This is a genomic window from Sphingomonas naphthae (assembly GCF_028607085.1).
Lineage (GTDB): Bacteria > Pseudomonadota > Alphaproteobacteria > Sphingomonadales > Sphingomonadaceae > Sphingomonas_Q > Sphingomonas_Q naphthae.
The window spans coordinates 3,273,222-3,297,657 of sequence record NZ_CP117411.1 but is presented as its reverse complement, the minus strand read 5'-3'; the positions used below and the strand labels follow the sequence as shown (position 1 = coordinate 3,297,657).

Here is a 24,436-nt window from a genome sequence, read left to right as displayed (position 1 = left end):
GATGCGATATTTGGCTTATCGGCGGTCGGTCAGCCAATGCAGCGCGTTGAGCAGGAAGCGTTGCTGCAACGGCGGCGCCATGTCGGGCAACCGGTGAAACAGGATACGCGCGCGGCCCTTGACGATCGTGAAGGCCGAAGCGCCGTTGCGGCGATCGTGATCGCGGCTATAGCCGGCCATCACCTCGATGCCGTCGCCGTCGATCACCAGCCCGTTCGACGGATGGCTCTCGATCTGGTGCAACACGCCCGCCGCCATATCGACGGGGATGCCCTCGAACAGCGGATGGGCGCGCAGGTAATTCCAATTGCCCATCCACGGCGCGCGGGTGGTGCCGACCTCGCCGTCGAAGGCCAGCAGCTTGCGGGCCGCCAACTGCTGCGCGGCGCCGCGCGCCAGCCCGTCCTCCGGCACCATCAGGAGGCAGGGCGTGCCCGCTTGCGCCGCATCGAGGATCGAGGGCGGTATCTCGCCCACGGCCAGGATCGTGCCCTGGCCGCGCCGGGGGCGCAGCTCGAGGCCAGTCTGCTCGCCGACCTGCCGCCGCGCGATCTCGTCGGCCTTCAGGCCCGAGGACACGATCAGGTCGTAGCGCCGGCCCGGCGCGAATTCCTCGACGGTGACGCCCGCGATCGCGGCGAGCTGCTTCTGGAAGGACAGGGCGATGCGCGCCGCGCCGATGCGGATCGGGCGGGGCAGGGGCCTGGCCGGGGCCGTGACCCAGATGTCGCGCTCGAAGCGGGCATCGGCCCGCCCCTCCAGCGTGACCCAGATGTCGCGCTCGAAGCGGGCATCGGCCCGCCCCTCCAGATCGACCCGGATGCGGTGAAGGCCGGGCGCCGCCAGCGGCGGCGTCTCGACCGCCTCGCCCAGCAGATAGGCGAATTGCTCGGCCGATTGCGCGGGCGCCGCGAAACGCCGCACCTCGCGCGCGGCGCCCGCCGGATCGATCACCGACACGGTCACCGCGCCGCCGAACGGCCGCCCGCTATCGTTGAACAGATAGACGTCGAGCGCGGCGCTCTCGCCCAGCGCATAGGCCAGCCGCCGCTGCTTGGCGATGGCGCGCACCGGCAGCAGGCTGCCCCGGATCAGCGCCGCATCCCCCTTGGGCTCGCGGAAATTGTCGACGATGCCGGCATGATTGTCGATCGCGGTGGTTTCCCAGCCGGAGATGCAGGCCACGTCCACATCGTCGCCGATGCGGATATTCTCCATATAATTGGCCCACGCGTCGAACTGCTTGCGGCCGAGCGAACGGAACAGCGCGTCGCTGTCGGGAAAGGCCTTGTCGAAGCCCCATTTGCGCAGGAAGGCGTCCGTCCCGCGCAATATCTCCTCATGATCCTCGCGATCATAGGCGCGTCCCGCCGGCCCCCTGGCGATATCCTTCAGCACCCGGCCATGATGATCGGGCACCGCGCAGCCCTCCATCTCGCCGAAGGCGATGATAAAGCCCTTGCCCGTCTTGCGATGGATATAATCGTCCTTGGCCTTGTAGAAGCGATCATACCATTGATCGCCGGCACCCTGGTGGCCGACCCACCAGCCGCCCCATTCCTGCTTGTCCGATCGGTAATAATGGTCGTCATAGGGCAGGTACATCGCCTGCGCGTCGCCTCGGATGACATAGCCGTCGTTGAGCACGACCGCCCGGCTCGGGTCTTCCTTGTGCATCGCCAGCAAAATCGACTGCACGTCCGGGTTGGCCAGATCGACGTTGATTTCGTTCTGGAGCGTGTAATGGGCGAGCGACGGGTGGGAGCGGAAGGCGCGCACCATCGCCACGCATTTCTCGACCATATAATCCCGCAGGAACAGGTCGGCCGGGCTGAGCGGCTTGCCCGGTTCGGGCTTGCCGATCGCGAACAGGCCGCCGCCCGGCTCCGCCACCCGCAGCAGGCCGAGTCGGTCCTGCAAATCCATCACCTCGCGCACCGCCACCTTGCGATGGAAGTGGAGGCAGTTGAGACCCAGTTCCTTGGCGACCTCCACCTCGCGGCGCGCCAGTTCGGGCGTCGGCCACATGCCATTATAGGCCCAATAGCCCCAGGAAATGGAGGAATAGAGCTTGATGCGCCGGCCGTTGAGCCGCAGCATCGCGTTCGATCCGATGCCCTCGGCCGTGAACCAGCGGAAGCCGAAATCCACCGTCCGCCGGTCGCCCGCCCATTCCACCTCCAGCCGGTAGAGCGTCGGGCTGTCGAGATCCCACAGCGTCGCGTCGGCCGATATGATGCGGAAGGTGGCGCGCGTGATGCCGCCTTCGTTGGTTGTGCCGGTCAGCTCGATCGTCGCCGGCTGCGCCCGGCCGGCGGCATCGAGCAGGCGCGCCACCGGCTTGCCCGCGCGGCCCTTGTGGTCGAGTTCGACATGCGCGGTCACGGTGCGTGGCTCGGCCGTATTGAGCACCCAGGCGTCACGGATGCGCGCGTCAATAGGATGGAGCGACAGCGTCAGCCCCCGATCCATCCCGCCGAAGCCGTGCGAACTGAACAGCTTGACCTTGCCCCAGGTCAGCGGCGCCGAATCCCGCCAGTCGAAGCGGCCGCCGGGATTGGTGATGCGGATCGCCAGTTCGTTGGCGCCGCCGGGGCGCATCGCCTCGGTCAGGTCGCACTCGAACGGCAGTTCGGCCATGATCGAATAGCCGACGAGCCTGCGGTTGAGATACACCTCCGCCCGCAGCCGTGCCCCGCGCAGGGTGAGGATCACCCGCTTGCCCCTGGCCGCAGCGGGAATGTCGAGCGGGCGGTGCCACCACGATACGCCATGATAGGCGCCGAACTGGGGCACGGCATCTTCGTCGGCGAAGCGATATTCCTCGGTCGTGTAGGGCCGCTTGCCGAACGCGCCCCAGGTGAATTGCTCGACGGTGGCGGGCAGGGTGACGGTCAGGCTGCTCTGCCCGGCCAGCGCATCCCAGCCGACGCTCGGCGGGTTAACCGGCAGGCGCGCCAGATCGACCTGCGAGGGCAGGAAGATCGCGTCGTCCTGATATTTCGCCGCGCGGTCTATCCACAGCCGCCAGCCGTCGTCCGGCACCGCGATCACCGCCGCTTGTCCCGCATCCGGTGCCGCCGCCGCCGCGACGCCGACATTGGCGGCGATCAGCCCGGCGCCCGATCCCTTGAGCATGGCGCGGCGATCGATCTGCATGGCGGTCCTCTCATGGCTGCTGCCGGATGGTCCGCCACGCTGCGGTCATCCTGTCGTGATAGCGCTACCGTCGATCGAAATGGCGACGTTGTCAATCCGTGGAGGGGCGATCACGCCCATCGCTTGCATCGCCATGCCCTTTGCCAATAAGCCCGGGGGCGATGGCGCAGCAATTCGACAAGGTGGCCAAGGGGGCGGGCCGCGCGTCGCGCAGGGGGCGTGAGAGCGTCACGATCGGGGATGTCGCCCGCCACGCCGGCGTCTCGCCGATGACCGTGTCGCGCGTCATCAACGGCGGCGTCAACGTCCGCGAGGCGACCCGCGATCAGGTCAACGCCTCGATCGCCGCGCTCCATTATGCGCCCAGCGCAGCGGCGCGCAGCCTCGCCACGGCCGACGAGACGCGGGTGGGCCTGCTCTACAGCAACCCGTCCATGTCCTATCTCGGCGAATTCCTGATCGGCGGGCTGGATCAGGCGAGCCGCAGCAACGTGCAGCTGGTGGTCGAGCGCTGCGATCTGGAGGAGCAGGAGGTGGAGACCGTGCGACGCATGCTGCGCCAGGGGATCGACGGCCTGATCCTGCCCCCGCCGCTATGCGATTCCGCCGAGATCCGCGCCGTGCTGCTGGAGGCCGGTGTGCCGGCGGTGACGGTCGCGTCGGGCCGGCCCGATATCGGCCTCGCCGCCGTCAGCATCGACGATCATCAGGCGGCCCGCCGTATGACCGAGCATCTCATCGCCCTCGGCCATGATCGCATCGGCTTCGTCACCGGCCATCCCAACCAGACCGCCAGCCTGCGCCGCCTCGATGGGTATCGCGACGCCTTGGCCGGGCGCGGCATCGCGCTGGACGAGGGGCTGATCGAGCAGGGCTATTTCACCTATCGCTCCGGCCTCGACGCGGCCGAGCGACTGTTGGCGCTCGAGACGCCGCCCACCGCGATCTTTGCCAGCAACGACGATATGGCCGCCGCCATCGTCGCCACCGCCCACCGCCATGGGCTCGACGTACCGGGCGACCTCACCGTCGTCGGCTTCGACGATACGCCGCTGGCCACCACCATCTGGCCCGAACTGACGACGATCCACCAGCCCATCGCCGCTATGTCGCGCAAGGCGATGGAATTGCTCGTTCGCGCCATCCGCGAGAGACGGGGCGGGGAGGGGGGAGACCCGGTCCACCAGACGCTCGATTTCACCCTGGTCCGCCGCCAGTCCGATGCGGCGCCACGCCGGCGACCGAAGGCGCGCCGCCACTGAACCTCTTGCCGAGCAGCGATGGTTAGCGCTACCATACGCCCAAGGAGATGGTATGACGGCAAGGCTGCGCTCACGCGACTGGTTCGCGGACCCCGCGCGATCGGACATGGTCGCGCTCTATCTCGAGCGATTCATGAACTACGGGCTCACGCCCGAGGAATTGCGTTCGGGCAAGCCGATCATCGGCATCGCCCAGACGGGCAGCGACCTGTCACCCTGCAACCGCATCCACCTCGAACTGGCCAGGCGGGTGCGCGAGGGCATCCGCGAGGCGGGCGGCATCGCCATCGAATTTCCGGTCCACCCCATCTTCGAGAATTGCCGCCGACCGACCGCCGCGCTCGATCGCAACCTCGCCTATCTCGGCCTTGTCGAAATCCTCTACGGCTATCCGATCGACGCGGTCGTCCTCACCACCGGCTGCGACAAGACGACGCCCGCCGGAATCATGGCCGCCTCGACCGTCGATATCCCCGCGATCGTCCTGTCGGGCGGGCCGATGCTGGATGGCTGGCACGAGGGCGATCTGGTCGGCTCGGGCACCGTCATCTGGCGCTCGCGCCGCAAGCTGGCGGCGGGCGAGATCGACGAGGCGGAGTTTCTCGCCCGCGCCGCCGACAGCGCGCCCTCGGCCGGCCATTGCAACACGATGGGCACCGCCTCGACCATGAATGCCGTCGCCGAAGCGCTCGGCCTGTCCCTGCCCGGCTGTGCCGCCATCCCCGCGCCCTATCGCGAGCGTGGCCAGATCGCCTATCGCACCGGCAAGCGCATCGTGGAGATGGCGCTGGAAGGGCTCAAACCCTCCGACATCCTCACCCGCGAGAGTTTCCTCAACGCCATCAAGGTGGTCAGCGCGATCGGCGGATCGTCCAACGCGCAGCCGCACATCGTCGCCATGGCGCGTCACGCCGGGGTGGAGATCCGGCCCGAGGACTGGATGGATCATGGCTATCGGGTGCCGCTGATCGTGGACATGCAGCCGGCCGGGCGTTTCCTGGGCGAGCGCTTCCACCGTGCCGGCGGCGTGCCGGCGGTGATGTGGGAATTGCTGCACGAAGGCCTGCTCGACGGCGCTTGCGGGACGGTGACCGGCGATACCATCGCCGCCAATCTGGTCGGCCGCGAGGCGCGCGATCGCGAGGTGATCCGCACCTTCGCCGATCCGCTCAAGACGGACGCGGGCTTCCTCGTCCTGTCCGGCAACCTCTTCGATTTCGCGATCATGAAGACCAGCGTCATCTCGGACGGCTTCCGGGCGCGCTATCTGTCCCGGCCGGGCGCGGAGGGCGTGTTCGAGGCGCGGGCGATCGTGTTCGACGGCGCCGACGATTATCACCACCGCATCAACGATCCCGCGCTCGCCATCGACGCCGATTGCCTGTTGGTGATGCGCGGCGCCGGGCCGATCGGCTGGCCGGGATCGGCCGAGGTGGTCAACATGCAGCCGCCCGACGCCTTGATCCAGTCCGGCATCAACTGGCTGCCGACATTGGGCGACGGCCGCCAGTCGGGCACGTCGGACAGCCCCTCGATCCTCAACGCTTCCCCCGAAAGCGCGGCCGGCGGCGGCCTGTCCTGGCTGCGCACCGGCGATATCGTGCGGGTCGATGTGAACCGGGGCCGCTGCGACGCTCTGGTGGACGACGCAGAGATCGCCCGCCGCAAGGCCGGCGAACACCCCCCCATCCCGCCGAGCAACACACCGTGGGAGGAATTGTACCGCGAAAAGACCGGCCAGTTGGGGGATGGCGCCGTATTGGATATGGCGCTGAAATACCGGCGGATCGCGGAGCGGACGCCTCGCCACAATCACTAGCCGGGGCCATTTTCCTTTTTTGAAAGCCCGGATGTCAGGGCGACCAGGCCTTCAATAGATGGAAATGGTGCTGTCGCTCCAACGTGAACCGCTCTTCCACGAGGGGACCCGGTCTACGCGGACAGGTGCCGGGCTGGCGCGAGCCTGCCACGCCGCCAAAGCGGGGCGCGCCGTTCCTTGCAAGTCTGACGATCCATTGAGATTGTCATTCCCCGCTCAGCGACACCGGCGCGCGGCTGGAGACGTTGTTGGCCTCGACCAGACGCAGCATCATCGCCAGGAACTGCTCCTGCTCGCGCGCCGAGAGGGCCTCCAGCGTGCGGCTGTGGGCGCGGGCGGCGCCCTGTTCGGCCTGTTCCAGCAGGGCCTGGCCGGCGGCGGTGATGGCGACGATCTTCATCCGCTTGTCGGTCGCCGAAACCTCGCGGCTGCAATAGCCGCGCCGTTCGAGGCGGGCGACGACATCGGCGGTGTTGGTGCGGTCGAGGCCGATGGCGCGGGCCAGCACGATCTGTTCGACGGCGCCCAGTTGGTCGAGCGCGGTCAGCACGCTGTACTGCACCGTCGTGATGCCGATTTCGGTACATTCCTCGGTGAAGAGCGCCAGATGGATCTGGTGCAGCCGCCGGATGAGGAAGCCGGGCCGGACCTGGAGCGGGCGGTTACGCCAGAGCGCGGTTTCCTTGGCGATTTTCTGCTTCATCTGCTGCCCTGGCCGGCCATCGGGGACCATCCCGCTACCCCAGTCGCGCCCGTCAGACCACCCGGAAACGCGGGATGCCGCGCGTCCTTCGCGCTGAAAATGGCGGAAAGTCCCATCAAAAATCTATCATTATACTGACGATCAGTGTACGCCCTGAATCGATGATGCCGCACTGGGGGCCGGGCCGTGATGAGTGACGATCTGCCGATTTTCGACACGCTGCTGCTGGGTGGCACGATGATGGATCCGGCGAGCGGCCGGAACGGGCGCTGGGATATCGCCATCAAGGACGGCACGATCGCCGCGATCGAACCCGATCTGTCGCAGCACGCCGCCGATACCCGGTTCGACCTGTCGGGCAGGATCGTGATCCCCGGCATGATCGACACCCATGCCCACGTCTATCAGCATGTCACCGGCAAGTTCGGGCTCAATCCCGACATGGTCGGCGTCCGCTCGGGCGTGACCACGCTCGTCGATCAGGGCGGGCCGAGCTGCATGACGATCGGCGGCTTCCGCCATTTCCTGGCCGATACGGCGGCCTCGCGGCTGTTGTGCTTCATCTCCTGCTACCTCGTCGGCGGGCTGGAGGGGCATTATTATCCCGAACTCTATGGCCCCAACGGGGTGAATGCCGATCACACCATTCGGGTCGCGCGGCAGAATCTGGATATCGTGCGCGGCATCAAGGCGCATGCCGAGATCGGCGGCCAGTCGCGCTGGGGACTGGACGTGATCCGCACCGGCAAGCAGATCAGCCGCGAGACCGGCCTGCCGCTCTACATCCACCTCGGCCAATTGTGGCCGGTGGCCGACGACGGCCGCGTGCCCGACCCCGACGAGCTGATCCGCGAGCTGCTGCCGATCATGGAGGAGGGCGACATCCTGGCGCACCCCTTCAGCCGCCACCCGGGGGGCTTCGTGTCGGAGAGCGGCGAGATCCATCCGATCATCTTCGAGGCGCTCGATCGCGGCGTGCGGATCGATGTCGGCCATGGATCGCATTTCAGCTTCGATGTGGCGCGGCGCGTGCTGGATGCGGGCATCCGCCCCTTCACGCTCGGCGCCGATCTGCACGGCTATAACGTGCGGGTGCCACAGCCGGGGATGGCGTCGGACGAGAAGGCGGGCAACCCCTTCTCCGGCGTGGCGCCGTTCAGCCTGACGATCGCGATGACCGAATTGCTGGCGCTGGGGCTGACGCTCGACGAGGTGCTGGCGACGGTGACGACCAACCCGGCGATCATGCTGCGCGAGGAAGCGCGGCTGGGCGCGCTGGCGGTGGGGCGCGAGGCGGACATCAGCGTGATCGAGCTGCTGAACGGCCGCTTCAAGCTCTCCGACAATAGCGGGGCGCAGGTGCTGGCCGAGAAGCTGGTCCGCCCGGTGATGTGCTTCCGTGCCGGTCGCCGTTTCGAGGCGGATTCGCCGCTGATTCCGGATGCGATCGCCGCCTAATCGAGCGGCGCCGGGCGGGTGAAATCGCTGGCGACAGGCTCGGCGCGGCCCGTCGCGGCGCTGGACAGGATGGCCTCGACGATATCGAGGACATGGGCGGCGAGCGTGAGATCGGTGCGGTGCGGCCGGCCCGCGAGGATCGCGGCGGCCATGTCGTCCAGCCCGGCGCCGCGATAGTCCGCAACCCGGTCGCCGCGCGCGAGGATATGGTTGGGCTCGCCATGGCGCCGCCCGTCGAGCGGGATGGTGCGGGGCTCCGGGCCGGCCTTGTCGGTCAGCACGATCTCGCCGCCGAACCAATTGGGGTTGGGGAGGGAGAGGGTGGCGGTCGTCCCCGCGATCTCCATCGCCTTCCGGCCATCGGGCTCGTCCCAGGAGAAAGCGAAGCGGACGATCGCGCCTGACGCGAGGGTGAGGGTGCCCGCGTAGCTGGTGGGCGTCTCGACCGGGAACGCCACGCCGGCGCGGGGGCCGGACAGGATCGTGCGGACGGCCGGGCCGTGGGTCGCGGTCGCCTCGACCCTGCGACACGCGCCGAGCAGGCAGACCATGTGGGTGAGGTAATAAGGCGCCATGTCGCGCACCGGCCCCATGCCGGCGGCGAACAGGGGCTCGGGCGTGGCGAGCCAGACGTTGGGGCCGCCATCCTGCAAGGTGAGTGCGCCGCCGACAGGCTGGCCGATACCGCCAACGTCGATCACCGCCCGCGCCGCCTGATGCGCGGCACCCAGGAAAGTGTCGGGCGCGCAGCCGACGCGGCGGCCGGTGGCGGCGCTGAGCGCGATGAGCGCGCGCGCCTCTTCGGCGGTGGGGGTGACGGGCTTTTCGAGATAGGCGTGCTTGCCCGCGCGCAGCGCCTGCTCCGCCAGCGCGAAATGGCTGGCGGGTGGGGTCAGGATCAGCACCACGTCCACGTCGGGCCGGGTCAGCAGCGTCGCTACGTCGGTCGCGTCGATGCCCCATGTCGCGGCGGCGCGGTGCGCGCTGTCCATCGATCGCGCGGCGCAGGCGATGGCGCGGATATGCTCGCCGCGCGCGATGCCGGCGAACCAGCTTTCGGAGATCGCGCCGCAGCCGACCACGCCGATGCCGAGCGTCATGCCGTCAGCCTCGTGGTATGGATGCCGCGCCCGATCAGGCCGCCGCTCGCGTCGAGGATCGCGAGGATCGCGGACACGGGCGTCGTTTCACCGCTCAGCTTCAGCCCGAGCTTCAGATCGGGCGGAAAGGCGGGGTGCGGGCGCAGGAAATGGTGGCTGCCCGTCTCGTCGATATGCCCTTCCAGCGAGGCATGGAGCGCCGGGGCATGGCGCAGGGCCGCCGCGCCGAAGCCGCAGGCGTCGATCACCATGCTGTCGCCGATCGAGGGCAGGGGGGTGGCCGCCGTATCCGAAAAGAGGATGCCGCGCGGCGGGGCGGATGGCGCGCGGCGCCACAGGCTTTCCCCGGCGATCGACCAGCCGACCTCCACGCCATTTCCGCCGAGGCGGGTCACCATCCCCTCGCTCCCGTCACCCCAGGCGGCCAGCAGCACGGCGCAGGCCGCCATGATGGCGTTGAGCGCGAACTGGTCGGCCTGATCGAGATGGTCGGCCATCGCGCCGCTCAGGCGGGGCCGGAGGCGGTCGCGGAGCAGGGCGTTGGCGTGGGCCACCACGCCGTGCAGATCGTCGCCGCCCGCCAGCCCCTCGGCCATCGGCGGCAGAAGGGCGATCGGTTCGGACAGAGCGACATCGAGCGTCGCCACGCTGTCGGCGATCCGCCGCAGCCGCGCGATCGCCTCGGTCGAAAACACGCCGAAGCGCAGCGCGCCCTGTGGCTTGCCGTCGTTCACGGGGGCGTAGCGGCTGAGGCCGGAGGCGCTGTCCTCGACCCGCAGCACCGCCATCGAGGGCGAGACGACGAACGCCAGCGGCGTGACGACGCCATGATCCTGCGCGGCCGCGATCCTGACCGCGCCAAGCCGGATCGCCTCGGCCGCTTCATCGAAAGACGCCGCCCAGCCCTCGAATAACATCGCCGCGATCGCCGCGTTGCGGACGGGGGCGGGGATCGCTTCGGGGCCGGCATAGGGCGGCCCCGCGTGGAGCAGCAGCCGTTCCTCGCCCGATCCGATCGCATCGCGCAGGGTCAGGGCGCCGGTGAGCATCGGGGCGGCCCGCTCCATCCGGGTTTCGAGCGGCGTGGTCATGGCGGGGTCGGTCCGGCTGGAGGTGGCCGGCCCGGCGAAACGGGTGCGGCATTTTCATCACTATACTGACGAAAAGACATTGCGGCAATTTCCCCGCGTCCGGAACCGTGCGTTTTTCACAGCGACCCGACCTCTCGGCCGATTGACGATTTCCATCGCCCAAAATATCAGCCTGCTGACGATCATATTGGATGCGGTTTGGGATCCCGAATGAAGCGAGTCGAAACGAGCGAAACCGGCGCGATCCTGCCCATCACCCCGGCGGTGGAGGCGGATGGCCAGCGCAGTTCGCTGGCGCAGGGCACCTATGAGAAATTGCGCCAAAGCATCTTCGATTTCACCCTCCCGCCCGGCCAGCGTTATGCCGAGCAGGAGCTGGCGGACATGTTCGGCGTCTCCCGCACGCCGCTGCGCCTCGCGCTCCACGTCCTCGCCCACGACGGGCTGCTCGAGCATGTCGGTGGCCATAGCGGCTGGCAGATCCGGCCGCTCGATGGCGATTATTATGAGGAACTCTACGACTTCCGCATCGATCTGGAGGCGCTTGCCGTTCGCCGCATCTGCGCGTCCGGCGAGAAGCCCGACCTGTCCGACCTGCTGGCTTTCTGGACCGCGCCCAAGGGGCAACGGCAGGTCGAGGGCCCGGCCGTCGCCGAGGCGGACGAGCATTTCCACCGCTCGCTGATCCGCCTCGCGCAAAGCCCGGAGATGCTGCGGACCTATGATCGGCTGACCGATCGCATCCGCGTGATCCGCCGCCTCGATTTCGTCCGCTCCGATCGCATCGCCGCCACCTATGCCGAGCATAGCGCGATCCTGCGCGCGATCGAGGCGGGTCAGGCGGCCAGGGCCGAGCGGCTGATCCGGGGCCATATCGGCCAGTCGCGCATCGAAATCCGCAAGATCACCCTTCACCAGATCAGCCGGGCCCGCGCGGCCGGCCAGACCCTCCCGACCATCGGAGCCAAAGCATGAATCTCGTCAGACCCATCGTCGCCGATCCCGAGCCCTGCGCCGACGAGGTGATGCTCAACGACTGGCACGCGATCGGCTTCGCGGAGGATTTTCCGGCCGGCGAACTGGTGCCCGTCACCCTGCTCGGGCGCGATCTGGTCGCGTGGCGCGACAGCGGCGGCACGGTCCATGTGTGGGAGGATCTGTGCATCCATCGCGGCGCCCGCCTGTCCAAGGGCTTCATCCGGAACGATCGGGTGATCTGCCCCTATCACGGCTGGAATTACGAGGGGTCGGGCCAGTGCGTGCTGATTCCGGCCGCCCCCGGCGAGCCGCCGATGAAGAAGGCCAAAGCGCTGACGCATCACGCGCAGGAAAAGTATAATTTCGTCTGGGCCTGCATCGGCACGCCCGCGCGCGACATTCCGGCGTTCCCGGAATGGGATGACGCCAGTTTCATCAAGGTGTCGTGCGGCCCCTATCGCTTCAAATCGGGCTATCGCGCGCTCGAGAATTTCGTCGATCCCAGCCACTTCCCCTTCGTCCACGCCGGGGTCAACGGGCTGATGGACAATCCCGATCCGATCCTTCCGTACGAGGTGACCGAGGGCGAGGAGGGGCTCGTCTCCTCCGAGGTGCAGGTGACCCAGCCTTATGGCGATCCGCGCGAAGTGCCGGTGATCGCCTTCTACGCCTACCGGATCATGCGGCCGCTGGTGGCCTATTTCAAAAAGCGGCTCATCATCTCGGATCCGGCGCGCGCGCATGAGGGGAATGAGGCGGATCGCTTCTGCACCTTCCTCACCGCGCAGATGGTGGACGAGCAGACCAGCATCGTCCGCATCTGCTGCGCGATGAACTTCGATCCCGCGCCGACCCCGGCCGACGTGCGCCGCCGTCAGGATCTGGTCTACGCGCAGGATGCCGCGATCGTGGACACGCAGCGGCCCGAGCGCATTCCGGTCGATCTGCGGCAGGAACTGCACCACCGCACCGACCTGCTCGGCATGAAATATCGCGCATGGCTCGCTAGGCAGGGTGTCGCTTACGGTGTCTATTGATCTGCCCGTGGCCACGCCGATCGCGGCGCGGCTCTACGCGATCCGCTGGCTGACCGACACGATCCGCCTGTTCGAGGTGGGGCCGGCGGACGGCGCGGAGAGCCTGCCTCCGGCCAATCCCGGCGCGCATGTCGACGTGCATCTGCCGGGCGGGCTGGTGCGGCAATATTCGCTGCTGCCCGCCACCCGGCGCGATCGCTACGCCTTCGCGGTCAAGCACGAGACGGCCGGGCGCGGCGGATCGCGCTTCCTGCACGAACAGGCGCAGGTCGGCATGCCGATCGCGATCGGCCGCCCGCGCGATCTCTTCCCGCTGCACGAGGATGCGCCGCGCACCGTGCTGATCGCCGGCGGCATCGGCATCACGCCGGTGCTGTCGATGCTCGAACGGCTGCGCGCGCTCGGCCGCCCGGTCGAACTGCATTATTGGTGCAGGGAGGCCCGTGCGGCGCCCTTCGCCGATATCCTCGGCGCGGGCGGGGATTGCCACATCCACGGCTCGGATGATCCCTCGCGGCGAAGCCTGGAGGCGGTGATCGCCGACGTGCCGGCCGACGCCTATCTCTATTGCTGCGGGCCGCAGCGGATGGCGGCGATGTTCGAGGCGCTGTGCGCCGACCGGCCGGCCGATCAGGTGCGGCTGGAGCGGTTCGCGGCGGACGCCCCGCCACTCTCGGAAGACGACGGTGCGTTCGAGGTGTCGCTCGCCCGGTCGGGCACGATCGTGCGGGTCGAACCGGGGGAGACGATGCTGGAGGCGCTGATCGGCGCCGGCGTCGACATCCTCTATTCCTGCGAACAGGGCATCTGCGGCGCGTGCGAGACGCGCGTTCTGGCGGGCGAGCCCGACCATCGCGACTCGATCCGCACGGCGGCCGCGCACGACCAGCTCGGCACGATCATGCCCTGCTGCTCGCGGGCCAAGTCATCGACGCTCGTGCTGGACCTCTGAGCGAGGCGCCGAGGGCGCCACACTGGCGGCAGACGGCCATTTCGCTTTTTTCGAGGTGGTGCCTCGGCGCAAACGAATTCTCATTGGCCGGGCGCGCAATAGCATGGCGGCCAACGGAAGCGGATCACAGGATTGTTGCAAAAAAGAGACGTATGCTGATTAAATATTCGTCAGCACACTGGACAGTTTCAAAATCGTCAGCCTACTGTGCATTCCGACGAAACAAGGCCCCGACGAGAGGTCGAAACGTCTGGCCGCACAACGGCTGAAAGCAGGGTGAACCAAAAGGAACGGCGCGGTGGCGCCTGTCCGGGGCGGGCGGCATGGGCTGCCCGCCGGGCAGGGCGACGTCCCGAAGACCGTTCCGATGGCTAGGGTTTCGCCGGTCGGGTCCGGCAGGCCGGGGGAGTTTCAAGAGCTTTTGGGGATAAGGGGACTGGATATGAATGCTCTACTTCGGATCGCGCGCGCCGCCTTGCCGGTCGCGACAAGCCTCGTCGCACTGACGCCCGTCTACGCCCAGACCACCACGGCGCAGCCGGCGGCCGAAGGTCTCGGCGACATCGTCGTCACCGCCGAGAAGCGCCCCTCCGTCCTCCAGCGGACGCCGATCGCGATCAGCGTGATCGATCCCGAGGCGATCAAGCGCAACAATGTCGGCTCGGTCGAGGATCTCGCCCGCATCGCGCCCAGCTTCAGCTTCCAGGCCCAGCACACCCAGGCGATCCTCTCGATCCGCGGCGTCTCCAGCCGCGACACGTCGGAAATCGGCGATCCCGCCGTCGCGCTCAGCATCGACGGCACCTATTCGCAGCGCGCCGTCGGCCTGAACGCGGCGATCTTCGATATCGACCGGATCGAAGTGCTGCGCGGCCCGCAGGGCACGCTGCTCGGCCGCAACGCCACCGGCGGCGCGGTGAATATCGTCACCGGCAAGCCGATGCTCGATCATTTCGCCGCCTCGGTCTCGGCCGAAGCCGGCAATTACGATGCCTTCATCACCAAGGGCATGGTCAACCTGCCCGTCACCGATACGCTGGCGATCCGCGCCGCCTTCCAGACGCGCGACCATAGCGGCTATCGCGAGAATTATCCGGCGCGCGACGGCGACGACGAGCATAGCAAGGCGGCCCGCCTGACCGCGCTGTTCAAGCCGACCGACCGCTTCTCGGTCACGCTCAGCGGCGAATATACCTTCCAGAACGGCGTCGGCCCGGTGCCGCAGGCGATCGCCTGGCGCAACGGCGCGAACGGCACGACCGATTTCGAGAACAAGCCGGCCATCCCTGGCGACGGCAAGACCTTCTCGCTGACGCAGGGCGGCTTCCTCCACCTCGAGACGACCGCGATCCGCTGGAACGTGGATTATGATCTCGGCATCGCCAACATCACCTATCTCGGCGGCTTCCGCTCGGTCGATTTCAAGCGCCTCGCCAATTACGGCACGGTCTATGGCGGCCCCCGCCAGAACCTGTCGTTCAACCAGGTCGAGAAGCCGGAGACGTGGAACCACGAACTGCGCCTCACCTCCAAGGCGGGCGGCCCGCTCAAGTGGCAGATCGGCGGCTTCTACTTCCGCGAGAAGAACGACCTGACGACCCTGATCGAGGATTATCCCGGCAAGGCCGCGCTGCTGGCGCCCGCGTCGGTGCTCCAGCGCTATCGCTATCCCGACGTGGTCTCGGAATCGAAGGCGCTGTTCGGCCAGGTCGGCTACAAGCTGACCGACACGGTCGAGGTGGAGGCCGGCACGCGCTATTCGGATAACGACAAGCACCGCACGGGTTTCAACCAGATCACCAACACCAATGCCTTCTACAGCACGGGTGCGATCAACTACACCACGACCCAGCAGGCGAGCGATGCGGCGTCCAAGATCTGGACCTACCATGCCGGCCTCAACTGGCAGGCGACGCCGCGCCACCTGCTTTATGCGAAGTTCGACACGGGCTTCAAGGATGGCGGCTTCACCGATCTGGCGAGCTACGATCCCGAAAAGATCACCGCTTACGAGATCGGATCGAAGAACCGCTTCTTCGGCAACACGCTCCAGGTGAATCTGGCGGCCTTCTGGTATGATTATTCGGACCAGCAGGTCACCCAGTCGGTCAACATCAACGGCACCGCCCGCAACCTCGTCGTCAATGCCGGCAAGTCGAGGTACAAAGGCGCCGAGGTCGAGCTGAACTGGCTGGCGACCCCGGCCGATCGCTTCGATGCCTTCGTCGGCTACACCCATGCCGAATATACCAACTTCGCGGTGCTCTTTAACGGCGTGAACACCCAGCTGGCGGGCAACACCCCGCCGCAGGCGCCGCGCTGGTCGGTCAATCTGGGCTACAGCCACGATTTCGAGCTGGCGTCGGGCACGCTCACCCCGCGCCTCCAGACGCACATCGAATCCGAGACCTACTTCACCTTCTTCAACCGGGGCACCGATCGCCAGGGCGGCTACCACCGCTCCGATTTCACCCTCACCTACAAGCCGCGCAGCGGCGCGTGGCAGGTGGATGCGTTCGTGCGCAATATCGAGGATAAGCTGATCCTGAGCTATGCTTTCGATCCGACCGGTGCCACGCGATCGGCCTATGTCTATCAATATGCCCCGCCGCGCACCTTCGGTGGCCGCGTCACGGTCAACTTCTGATGGCCCGCCGCCGCATCCTGACCCTCGGGGTGCGGCGGCGACCGACCGGATATCGAAGGGTGATGGGATGACATCGCGGCGGCGGGCGGGGGCCGGCTTCGTCACGGCTCTGGCGCTGTGCCTCGCGGGATGCGGGCGCAAGGACGACGGCAGGCCCGTGGCCGAGGTGATCCACAGCTGGACGAGCGGCGGTGAATCCGCCGCCATCCACGAGATCGTCGCCGCCTACGAGAAGCGCGGCGGCCGCTGGACCGAAACCGCCGTCACCGGCATCCACGCCGGCCGCGCGCTCGCGATCAGCCGCATCGCCGGGGGCCAGCCGCCGACCGCGATGCAATGGGCGATGAGCCGCGCGGTGCAGGATTTCGGCAAGCAGGGCGTGCTGGAGCCGCTCGACGCCCGCGCCCGGCGCGAAGGCTGGCAGGGCCGCTATTCCCCCTACATCTACCGCCAGATGCAGGCCAACGGCCATATCGTGATGGAGCCGCTGGCGATCCACGGCGGCAACTGGCTCTTCATCTCGCGCCAGGCGCTCGACGCGATCGACGCGAAGCCCCCTGAGAATTGGGACGAATTCTTCGACATCGCCGCCCGGCTGCGGGCGAAAGGCTTCGTGCCGCTCGCCTTCTCGGGCGAGGCGTGGACCCAGACGCTGGTGTTCTACAACGTCATGCTGGGGGTGGGCGGCAAGGCCTTCTACCGCCGCGTGATGGATCGTCACGACGCTTCCGCCGTCTCCAGCCCGACCATGCGCCGGGTGTTCGACATCTTCGGCCGGCTGCGCGACGAGGTGGACGCCGGCGTTTCGTCGCGCACCTGGAATGCCGCGTCGGGCATGGTGATCGCCGGCAAGGCGGCGATGCAGATCGGCGGCGACTGGACCAAGGCGGAATTCATCGCCGCCGGGCAGCAGGCGGGGCGCGACTTCGCCTGCGTCCCCACCCCCGGCACGCGCGGCGCCTATATCATTTACGGCGAATCCCTCGTCTTCCCGCTCGGCCGGGGCGATCGCGGGCGCGCCGCGCGCGAGATGCTGCTCGACGTGCTGAACGATCCCGCCCTGATCCAGCGGTTCAGCGCGAAGAAGGGCGGCGTGCCCGCCCGGCTCGACGTGCAGCCGATCCACGCCGACGCCTGCACCAGATTCGCGGCCGAAACGCTCGCCGATCCCGATTCCCCGGTGCCTAACGGGCTGCTGGCGTGGGACAGCGATACCGAAGGCGAATTGCGCGACATCATCGCCCAATATTGGGTGCGCTCGCTTTCGACCGACGCGGCGATCCGATCCATGGCCAAGGTGATCCACGATGCGGCGTGAGGGCGGCTACAGCGCCGGGCCGGGCCTGATCCTGGTGCCCGCGATCCTGCTGGTGCTGCTGACCTATTATGGCAGCATCCTGTGGACGATCTACATCAGCTTCACCGATTCCAACCTGATTCCCAATTACCGGCTGGTCGGGATCGGCCATTATATCCGCCTGTGGTCGATGGATCGCTGGCACACGTCGGTCGCCAACATGCTGATCTTCGGATCGGGCTATATCGTGCTGACCCTACTGCTGGGCGGTACACTGGCCATCCTGCTCGACCGGCAGGCGCGCGGCGAGAGCATCTTCCGCACCATCTATCTCTATCCGCTGTCGATGTCCTTCATCGTCACCGGCGTGGTGTGGCAATGGCTGCTCAACCCCTCGACCGGCGTGCAGCAATTCGTCCGCGACCTCGGCTGGCAGAGCTTCACCTTCGACTGGATCGGCCGGCCGGACCGGGCGATCTACACGCTGGTGTTCGCGGGCGTCTGGCATGCCTCCGGCTATGTGATGGCGATCCTGCTGGCGGGCCTGCGCGGCATCGATCCCGAAATCTGGCGCGCCGCGCGGATCGAGGGCATTCCGGTGTGGCGGGTCTATGCCAGCGTCGTCCTGCCCTCGATGCGCGCCACCGTCGCCACCTGCGTCGTGCTGCTGGTGACCCATGTGGTGAAGGCCTACGATCTCGTCATCGCCATGACGCGCGGTGGCCCCGGCACCTCGACCGATCTGCCCGCGAAGTTCGTGGTGGATGCGATGTTCGAGCGCGGCAATGTCGCGCTCGGATCGGCCGCCGCCGTGATGCTGCTGCTGATCGTCGCCGCCGCCCTCGTGCCCTTCTACCTCTATCAGCGGAGGCAGCCGAAATGACCCCCGCGATGGCGAGCCGGGGCGGTATCGGCGGGCGCATCCTGCTTTATGCCGCGCTGATCGTGCTGGCGCTGGCCTTTGCCGCGCCCCTGTTCGTGATGGTGGCGACCTCGTTCAAGACGATGGCGGAAATCCGTCAGGGGTCGATCTTCTCGCTGCCCCATCAGATCGACCTGTCGGCCTGGCGCGATGCGTGGAGCCATGCCTGCACCGGCGCTTATTGCGAGGGGCTGAAGCCGGGTTTCGTCACCTCCTTCCAGATCGTGGTGCCGGCGGTGCTGGGATCGGTGTTCCTGGCCGCGATCAACGGCTTCGCGCTGGCGCGCTGGACGGTGCCGCATGCCGACAAGCTCGCCGCCGTGCTGTTGCTGGGCGCCTTCGTGCCCTATCAGGCCCTGCTCTATCCGATCGTCCATACCCTCGGGCTGTTCGATCTGTACGGCACGATCGGCGGGCTGGTGCTGATCCACATCCTGCTCGGCCAGCCGATCCTCACGATGATCTTCCGCACCTTCTACGCGGCCCTCCCGCACGAGATCGTGCAGGCGGCGCGGATCGACGGGGCGGGCTTCTACCGCATCTTCTTCCAGCTGATCCTGCCGCTGTCGCCCAGCATCCTCGTCGTCGCGGCGATCATGCAGACCACGGCGATCTGGAACGATTATCTCTTCGGCCTCGTGCTGGGCGGCACGGGCAATACGCCGGTCACCGTCCTCCTCAACAATATCGTCAACACCGAGACGGGCGAGGCGCGCTATAACGTCAACATGGCCGCGACCCTGCTGGCGGGGCTTCCGCCGCTCGCGGTCTATTTCCTGTCGGGGCGCTACTTCGTTCGCGGTATCGCTGCCGGGGCGGTCAAGGGATGAACATGATGAACCCCGTCAACAGGGCCACCACCGGCGGCATTTCGATCCGCAATCTTTCCAAGGCCTATGGCGCCACGATGGTGCTGAAGGATACCAGCCTGGAGATCGAGCCGGGCGAATTCACCGTCCTGCTCGGGCCGTCCGGCTGCGGCAAATCGACGCTCCTGTCGGCCATCGCCGGGCTGGAGACGGTCGACGGCGGATCGATCCACATGCGCGGCGAGGATGTCACCCATGTCGATGCCGCGCGGCGGCGCATCGGCATGGTGTTTCAATCCTACGCCCTCTACCCGAACATGACGGTGCGGGGGAACCTGTCCTTCGGCCTGAAGGTCGCCAAAGTCTCGCGCAACGAGATCGCCTGGCGGGTCGATCGGGTGGCCGAACTGCTCCAGATCACCGCTTTGCTCGATCGCAAGCCGGCGGCGCTCTCGGGCGGCCAGCGCCAGCGCGTCGCCATCGGCCGGGCGCTGGTGCGCGAGGCGGACATCTGCCTGTTCGACGAGCCGCTCTCCAACCTGGACGCCAAACTGCGGACCGAGATGCGGATGGAGCTGAAGAAGATCCACCGCACGCTCGGCACCACGATGGTCTATGTCACCCACGATCAGGTCGAGGCGCTGACCCTGGCCACCCGCGTCGCGGTGCTGCGCGGCGGCGTGGTCGAGCAATATGCCGATCCGCGCACCCTGTATGAGAAGCCCGAGACGATGTTCGTCGCCGGCTTCGTGGGTTCGCCTGCGATGAACTTCGTGCGGGGGCGCTTCGTGGCCGAAGGGCAGGGCGCGCTCCACACCGCAGACGGCATCCGCCTGTCGCTCGCCGGCTATCCCTTCCGCAAGCCGCCGGTCGCGGGCGACGAGATCATCCTCGGCCTCCGCCCCGAAGCCACTGAATTCGCGCCCGCCTCCGCCTTCGCCGCCGCCAATCCTGTCGAGATCGCGCTGATCGAGCCGATGGGCGCCGATACGCTCGTCTGGCTGAAGCTGGGCGAGCAGATGATTTCCGTCCGCGTGCCCTCCGATCGGGCGCCGTCGCCCGGCGACCGGCTCGCCATCACCTTCGACGCCGCGCGCGCGTCCGTCTTCGCGGCCGACACCGGCCTTCGCTGCTGATCCTACCGGAGTAATCCCCCGTGACGTCATCCTTTGAAAGCGCCGACCTCGTCGCGCTCGTCGCCGACCTGACGATCGACGAGAAGGTCGATCTGCTGACCGGCCACCGCATGTGGCGCACCCACGCCGTCGAGCGGCTCGGCATCCCGGCGGTGGTGATGACCGACGGCACCTATGGCGTGCGCTATTCGATCCCGCAGATCGACGGCGACGAGGAAGCGGGCCAGGATTTCGAGGGTTTCCTCTCGGTCGTCAACCGCAAGGCGCAGGAGGTGGAGACCGCCTGGGGCGTGATGAAGCCCGCGACCTGCTTCCCCAATGGATCGGCGCTCGGCTGTTCGTGGGATGTCGAGCTGACCGAGGCGATGGGCCGCGCGCTCGGCATCGAATGTCGCGCTATGGGGGTCAACATCCTGCTCGGGCCGGGCATCAACATCCGCCGCACGCCGCTCGGCGGCCGCACCTACGAATATTATTCGGAAGATCCCGTCGTCAGCGGCGACATCGCCGCCGCTTTGATCCTCGGTCTTCAGGGGCAGGGCGTCGGCGCCTCGCTCAAGCATTTCGCCTGCAACAATTGCGAGATCGAGCGGACGAGCATGAATTCGGTGGTGGACATGCGCGCGCTGCGCGAAATCTACCTGCGCGGCTTCGAGCGGGCGATCACCAGGAGCGATCCCTGGACCGTGATGAGCAGCTACAATCGGCTCAACGGCGTGCAGGCGGCCGAGAATGGCTGGCTGCTCGATGACGTGCTGCGCGGCGAATGGGGTTTCGCCGGGCTGGTCATGTCCGACTGGCACGGCATCAAGGATCGCGCCGCCGCGCTGATCGCCGGCAACGACCTCGACATGCCGGAGAGCGAGACGCGGCTTGCCGATCTGCGCGCCGCCGTGGAGACGGGCGCGGTGTCGATGGCGATCGTCGACCGGGCGTGCCTGCGCGTGCTGGAACTGGTCCGCCGCTGCAAGCAGGGCGAGGCGCTGCCCGCGCTGCCGCTCGACCCCGCCGCCCATCATGCGCTGGCGCGCCGGATCGCGGGCGAGTCGATGGTGCTGCTCAAGAACGAGGGCGCGCTGCTGCCGATCGCCGCCACCGCGCGGCGCATCGTCGTGATCGGCGCGGGCGCGGTCGAGGCGGTGATCCAGGGCTCGGGCTGCGCCACCACCACGCCGACGCAGGTCGATATCCCGCTCGACGAAATCCGCGCGCTGGCCGGCGAGGGCGTCACGGTGGAGCATTTCGCCGGCACGACCGAGGACGCCGCCGAGCGCGACGCGCTGATCGCCGAGGCGGTCGCGGGGGCGGCCGGCGCCGACGTGGTGATCCTCTTCGCCAACACCGAAGTGGGCTGGGACGGCGAGGGTTCCGATCGCACCACCCTCGCGCTCGCCCCCGGCCATGACGACCTCATCGCCGCGGTCGCCGCCGCCAATCCCGCGACGGTGGTGGTGCTGGCCAGCCCCGACGCGGTGGTGATGCCGTGGATCGATGCCGTGCCCGCCGTGATCGAGACCTTCCTGTCGGGTCAGGCGATGGGCGGTGGTCTGGCCGACATCCTGTTCGGCAAGGTCAATCCCTCGGGCAAGCTGACCAGCAGCTTCCCGCTCTCGATCCGCGATATTCCGGGCTATCTCACCTACCCCGGCGAGAATGGCGATCATGTCTATAGCGAGGGGCTGCACGTCGGCTATCGCAGCTACGACAGCCGCGCGATGCCGGTGCTGTTCCCCTTCGGCCACGGCCTGAGTTACACCCGCTTCCGCTACGACAACCTCTCGCTCGACCGCGCCATGATCCGCGACGGCGAGACGCTCACCGTCGCGTTCGACATCACCAACGCGGGCGACGTCGCGGGGCAGGAGATCGCCCAGATCTACGTCCGCTACGGCAAGCCGCGCCTGCACCGACCGGTCCACGAACTGAAGGGCTTCGCCAAGGTCGCGATCGCGCCCGGCGAGACCCGCCGCGTCGAGATCGCCATCCCGGCCGACGACCTGCGCTATTACGATCCCGTCCGGCAGGCGTGGATTCTCGATCAGGACGATGTCGTGATCGAGGTCGGCGCCTCGTCGCGCGATATCCGGCTGGAGGCGCCGCTCGAGACGCGCTCGGCCGTCGCCCGCTATCGTCTCATCGCCTGGGATACGCAGCCCGCGATCGTGCTCGACACGCCCGCCGCGCGCGACGGCTTCAACGCCTTCCTGCGCGACCGGCTGGGCATCGGCGAGGCCGAGGCGGGGCAGATGCTCGAACATTGCCGCTCCTCCTTCTTCGGCATCCTGACGACGCTCGACCGGCGCCTGCGCCAGCGCATCACCCGTGCCGAGGCGCAGCCGACGATTGACGCCATCAACGCCCGCATCCTCGCCGATGAGACCGTCGCGCCGTGAGCGCGGCGATGGGGGAGGGCGAGCGCGCCGCGCGGATCGACCTCGCGGCGGCCTATCGCATCGCCGCTCTGGAGGGGCTGGACGACGGGCTGTTCAACCATTTCTCCTGCGCGGTGCCGGGCGAGCCGGGCCATTTTCTGCTCAAGCCCTTCGGCCCCTTGTTCGAGGAAGTGACCGCCGACAGCCTCATCAAGGTCGATCTCGCCGGGCGGATCGTCGCGGGCGAGGGGCATTGGGAGCCGACCGCGTTCGAGATCCATTCGCGCATCCATCGGGCGGTGCCGCGCGCGCATTGCGTGATGCACAGTCACATGCCCTATGCCACCGCCCAGTCCGCGCTGGAGGACATGCGCCTGCTGCCCGTCAACCAGAGCGCGATGCGCTTCATCGAGCGGACGGCCTATCTTACCCGCTATGGCGGCCTCGTGCTGGACGGCGGCGAGGCGGATGCGGTGGCGCAGGCGCTGGCGGACAAGGATCTGCTGCTGATGGCCAATCACGGCGTGATGGCGATCGGCCCGACCGTGGCGGACTGCCTCTACGACCTCCATTATTTCGAGGTGGCGGCGCGCGACCAGTGGCTCGCGCGCAACGCCGGCGGCCCGCTCCGCCTGATCGACGCGGCGACCGTGCGGCTGGCGGCCGAACAGATGGTCGAGGAGCGGCGCTATGCCGCGCGCCCGCATCTGGTGGCGATGAAGCGCCGGCTTGACCGGCTGAACCCCGGCTACGTGGGCTAGATGCGCGACATCCTCGCTTTCTACAGCGCGGTCGACCCGTTCGCGCCCTGGGCCGAGGCGCTGGCGCCGCTGTTGCCCGACGTGGAGATATCGCCGGCCGATGCCGTCACCGATCCCGAACGGGTCCGCACCGCGCTCGTCTGGAAACCGCCGCCGGGCTTCTTCGCGCGCTTCCCCAACCTCGCGCTGGTCGTGAATCTGGGGGCGGGGGTCGATCGGCTGGTGGCGCGCGAGGACATCGGCGACGTGCCGATCACCCGCCTGTCCGATCCCGAAATGGGCCGGATGATGGCCAATTTCGTGCTGTTCGCGGTGCTGCGCCACGCCCGCGACATCCCCCATTTCGAGATCGCCCAGCGGCAGGCCGAATGGACCTACCGCCACCCGCGCCCGGCGCGCGACATCACCGTCGCCATCCTCGGCCTCGGCGAACTGGGCGCGCTGGCCGCCGCCGAGGTGGCGCGGCTAGGCTTCACCGTCCACGGCTGGTCGCGCAGCCCCAAGCGGATCGAAGGCGTGACCACGCATCACGGCCGCGACACGCTCGATACGGTACTGGCGGGCGCCGACATCCTCGTATCGCTCCTGCCGCTGACTGTGGAGACGCGCGGGCTGCTCGATGCGGATCGCTTCGCCGCGATGAAGCCGGGCGCCGCCTTCGTGAACGTCTCGCGCGGGCAGGTCGTGGACGAGAATGCGCTGATCGCCGCGCTCTTTTCGGGGCGGATCGGATCGGCCACGCTCGACGTGTTCGCCGCCGAGCCCCTGGCCAGGGATAGCCCGCTCTGGGCTATGCCGGGCGTGCTGGTGACGCCGCATCTGGCGTCCGTCGCGCTGCCCGAGACGGCGGCGGTGCAGATCGCGGAGAATGTCCGGCGGGTGAGCGCCGGGCTGCCCGCGATCGGCACCGTCAGCCGCAGCCGGGGCTATTGA

The 24,436-nt window shown here is 68.0% G+C and carries 19 protein-coding genes; 15 read left to right on the top strand and 4 right to left on the bottom strand.

The genetic code is table 11. From position 1 onward, the window contains the following. Positions 1-15: 15 nt before the first annotated feature. The gene (locus tag PQ455_RS15895; protein WP_273687070.1) at positions 16-3,159 is read right to left on the bottom strand and encodes a glycoside hydrolase family 2 protein; all 3,144 of its coding nucleotides are present in this window, start codon (positions 3,157-3,159) and stop codon (positions 16-18) included. Between the two features lie 161 nt (positions 3,160-3,320). Here PQ455_RS15895 and PQ455_RS15890 point away from each other — a divergent pair, with 161 nt between their 5' ends. Both PQ455_RS15890 and PQ455_RS15885 read left to right on the top strand, forming a co-directional pair. Further along, positions 3,321-4,421 carry a LacI family DNA-binding transcriptional regulator gene (locus PQ455_RS15890; protein WP_273687069.1) on the top strand — a complete coding sequence of 367 codons (1,101 nt, stop codon included), beginning with the start codon at positions 3,321-3,323 and terminating at the stop codon, positions 4,419-4,421. Between the two features lie 52 nt (positions 4,422-4,473). After that, positions 4,474-6,240, top strand: coding sequence for an IlvD/Edd family dehydratase (locus PQ455_RS15885; protein ID WP_273687068.1), 1,767 nt, complete (start codon positions 4,474-4,476; stop codon positions 6,238-6,240). A 205-nt stretch (positions 6,241-6,445) separates the two neighbouring features. Here PQ455_RS15885 and PQ455_RS15880 read toward each other — a convergent pair whose 3' ends face one another. Next, the gene (locus PQ455_RS15880; protein WP_273687067.1) at positions 6,446-6,943 is read right to left on the bottom strand and encodes a MarR family winged helix-turn-helix transcriptional regulator; all 498 of its coding nucleotides are present in this window, start codon (positions 6,941-6,943) and stop codon (positions 6,446-6,448) included. Between the two features lie 189 nt (positions 6,944-7,132). Here PQ455_RS15880 and PQ455_RS15875 point away from each other — a divergent pair, with 189 nt between their 5' ends. Then, complete coding sequence (locus PQ455_RS15875) at positions 7,133-8,401, top strand: amidohydrolase/deacetylase family metallohydrolase (protein WP_273687066.1); 1,269 nt, start codon at positions 7,133-7,135, stop codon at positions 8,399-8,401. Here PQ455_RS15875 and PQ455_RS15870 read toward each other — a convergent pair. Beyond that, positions 8,398-9,501 (bottom strand): Gfo/Idh/MocA family protein, encoded by a 1,104-nt coding sequence (locus PQ455_RS15870; RefSeq protein ID WP_273687065.1) that lies wholly within the window; start codon positions 9,499-9,501, stop codon positions 8,398-8,400. The two genes, PQ455_RS15875 and PQ455_RS15870, sit on opposite strands and share 4 nt — an antisense overlap. After that, the gene (locus tag PQ455_RS15865; protein WP_273687064.1) at positions 9,498-10,592 is read right to left on the bottom strand and encodes an oxamate carbamoyltransferase subunit AllG family protein; all 1,095 of its coding nucleotides are present in this window, start codon (positions 10,590-10,592) and stop codon (positions 9,498-9,500) included. Before PQ455_RS15865 ends, PQ455_RS15870 begins: the two co-directional genes overlap by 4 nt. On the opposite strand from PQ455_RS15865, the gene PQ455_RS15860 reads away from it, so the two are divergent. The 12 genes from PQ455_RS15860 (at position 10,591) to PQ455_RS15805 (ending at position 24,436) form a co-directional block, all read left to right on the top strand. After that, complete coding sequence (locus tag PQ455_RS15860; protein ID WP_273687063.1) at positions 10,591-10,806, top strand: hypothetical protein; 216 nt, start codon at positions 10,591-10,593, stop codon at positions 10,804-10,806. The two genes, PQ455_RS15865 and PQ455_RS15860, sit on opposite strands and share 2 nt — an antisense overlap. Next, positions 10,803-11,567 (top strand): GntR family transcriptional regulator, encoded by a 765-nt coding sequence (locus tag PQ455_RS15855; RefSeq protein ID WP_273687062.1) that lies wholly within the window; start codon positions 10,803-10,805, stop codon positions 11,565-11,567. Before PQ455_RS15860 ends, PQ455_RS15855 begins: the two co-directional genes overlap by 4 nt. Continuing rightward, positions 11,564-12,607 (top strand): aromatic ring-hydroxylating oxygenase subunit alpha, encoded by a 1,044-nt coding sequence (locus PQ455_RS15850; RefSeq protein WP_273687061.1) that lies wholly within the window; start codon positions 11,564-11,566, stop codon positions 12,605-12,607. Before PQ455_RS15855 ends, PQ455_RS15850 begins: the two co-directional genes overlap by 4 nt. Before the next feature lie 7 nt (positions 12,608-12,614). Then, complete coding sequence (locus PQ455_RS15845) at positions 12,615-13,559, top strand: PDR/VanB family oxidoreductase (RefSeq protein WP_273687060.1); 945 nt, start codon at positions 12,615-12,617, stop codon at positions 13,557-13,559. Between the two features lie 442 nt (positions 13,560-14,001). After that, positions 14,002-16,206, top strand: a complete 2,205-nt coding sequence (locus tag PQ455_RS15840; RefSeq protein WP_273687059.1) for a TonB-dependent receptor — start codon at positions 14,002-14,004, stop codon at positions 16,204-16,206. Positions 16,207-16,273: 67 nt separating this feature from the next. Further along, positions 16,274-17,524, top strand: a complete 1,251-nt coding sequence (locus tag PQ455_RS15835) for an ABC transporter substrate-binding protein (protein WP_273687058.1) — start codon at positions 16,274-16,276, stop codon at positions 17,522-17,524. Continuing rightward, entirely contained in the window at positions 17,514-18,386 is an 873-nt protein-coding gene (locus PQ455_RS15830; protein WP_273687057.1) for a carbohydrate ABC transporter permease, read from the top strand. Before PQ455_RS15835 ends, PQ455_RS15830 begins: the two co-directional genes overlap by 11 nt. Next, entirely contained in the window at positions 18,383-19,255 is an 873-nt protein-coding gene (locus PQ455_RS15825) for a carbohydrate ABC transporter permease (protein ID WP_273687056.1), read from the top strand. The genes PQ455_RS15830 and PQ455_RS15825 overlap by 4 nt, the downstream gene beginning before the upstream one ends. Positions 19,256-19,257: 2 nt before the next feature. After that, on the top strand, positions 19,258-20,370 hold the full coding sequence (locus PQ455_RS15820) for an ABC transporter ATP-binding protein (RefSeq protein WP_273687055.1): 1,113 nt from the start codon (positions 19,258-19,260) through the stop codon (positions 20,368-20,370). Between the two features lie 20 nt (positions 20,371-20,390). Further along, the gene (locus PQ455_RS15815; protein WP_273687054.1) at positions 20,391-22,763 is read left to right on the top strand and encodes a glycoside hydrolase family 3 C-terminal domain-containing protein; all 2,373 of its coding nucleotides are present in this window, start codon (positions 20,391-20,393) and stop codon (positions 22,761-22,763) included. Continuing rightward, positions 22,760-23,503 (top strand): class II aldolase/adducin family protein, encoded by a 744-nt coding sequence (locus tag PQ455_RS15810; RefSeq protein WP_273687053.1) that lies wholly within the window; start codon positions 22,760-22,762, stop codon positions 23,501-23,503. The genes PQ455_RS15815 and PQ455_RS15810 overlap by 4 nt, the downstream gene beginning before the upstream one ends. Further along, a complete protein-coding gene (locus PQ455_RS15805) occupies positions 23,504-24,436 on the top strand; it encodes a 2-hydroxyacid dehydrogenase (RefSeq protein WP_273687052.1) in 933 nt (310 codons plus the stop codon). It begins immediately after the preceding gene.

Coding starts and splice junctions, on each gene's coding strand:
- PQ455_RS15890 (WP_273687069.1), top strand. CDS start 3,321: ATGGCGCAGCAATTCGACAAGGTGGCCAAGGGGGCGGGCCGCGCGTCG.
- PQ455_RS15880 (WP_273687067.1), bottom strand. CDS start 6,943: ATGAAGCAGAAAATCGCCAAGGAAACCGCGCTCTGGCGTAACCGCCCG.
- PQ455_RS15885 (WP_273687068.1), top strand. CDS start 4,474: ATGACGGCAAGGCTGCGCTCACGCGACTGGTTCGCGGACCCCGCGCGA.
- PQ455_RS15865 (WP_273687064.1), bottom strand. CDS start 10,592: ATGACCACGCCGCTCGAAACCCGGATGGAGCGGGCCGCCCCGATGCTC.
- PQ455_RS15825 (WP_273687056.1), top strand. CDS start 18,383: ATGACCCCCGCGATGGCGAGCCGGGGCGGTATCGGCGGGCGCATCCTG.
- PQ455_RS15855 (WP_273687062.1), top strand. CDS start 10,803: ATGAAGCGAGTCGAAACGAGCGAAACCGGCGCGATCCTGCCCATCACC.
- PQ455_RS15840 (WP_273687059.1), top strand. CDS start 14,002: ATGAATGCTCTACTTCGGATCGCGCGCGCCGCCTTGCCGGTCGCGACA.
- PQ455_RS15860 (WP_273687063.1), top strand. CDS start 10,591: ATGGCGGGGTCGGTCCGGCTGGAGGTGGCCGGCCCGGCGAAACGGGTG.
- PQ455_RS15820 (WP_273687055.1), top strand. CDS start 19,258: ATGATGAACCCCGTCAACAGGGCCACCACCGGCGGCATTTCGATCCGC.
- PQ455_RS15875 (WP_273687066.1), top strand. CDS start 7,133: ATGAGTGACGATCTGCCGATTTTCGACACGCTGCTGCTGGGTGGCACG.
- PQ455_RS15805 (WP_273687052.1), top strand. CDS start 23,504: ATGCGCGACATCCTCGCTTTCTACAGCGCGGTCGACCCGTTCGCGCCC.
- PQ455_RS15850 (WP_273687061.1), top strand. CDS start 11,564: ATGAATCTCGTCAGACCCATCGTCGCCGATCCCGAGCCCTGCGCCGAC.
- PQ455_RS15835 (WP_273687058.1), top strand. CDS start 16,274: ATGACATCGCGGCGGCGGGCGGGGGCCGGCTTCGTCACGGCTCTGGCG.
- PQ455_RS15830 (WP_273687057.1), top strand. CDS start 17,514: ATGCGGCGTGAGGGCGGCTACAGCGCCGGGCCGGGCCTGATCCTGGTG.
- PQ455_RS15895 (WP_273687070.1), bottom strand. CDS start 3,159: ATGCAGATCGATCGCCGCGCCATGCTCAAGGGATCGGGCGCCGGGCTG.
- PQ455_RS15870 (WP_273687065.1), bottom strand. CDS start 9,501: ATGACGCTCGGCATCGGCGTGGTCGGCTGCGGCGCGATCTCCGAAAGC.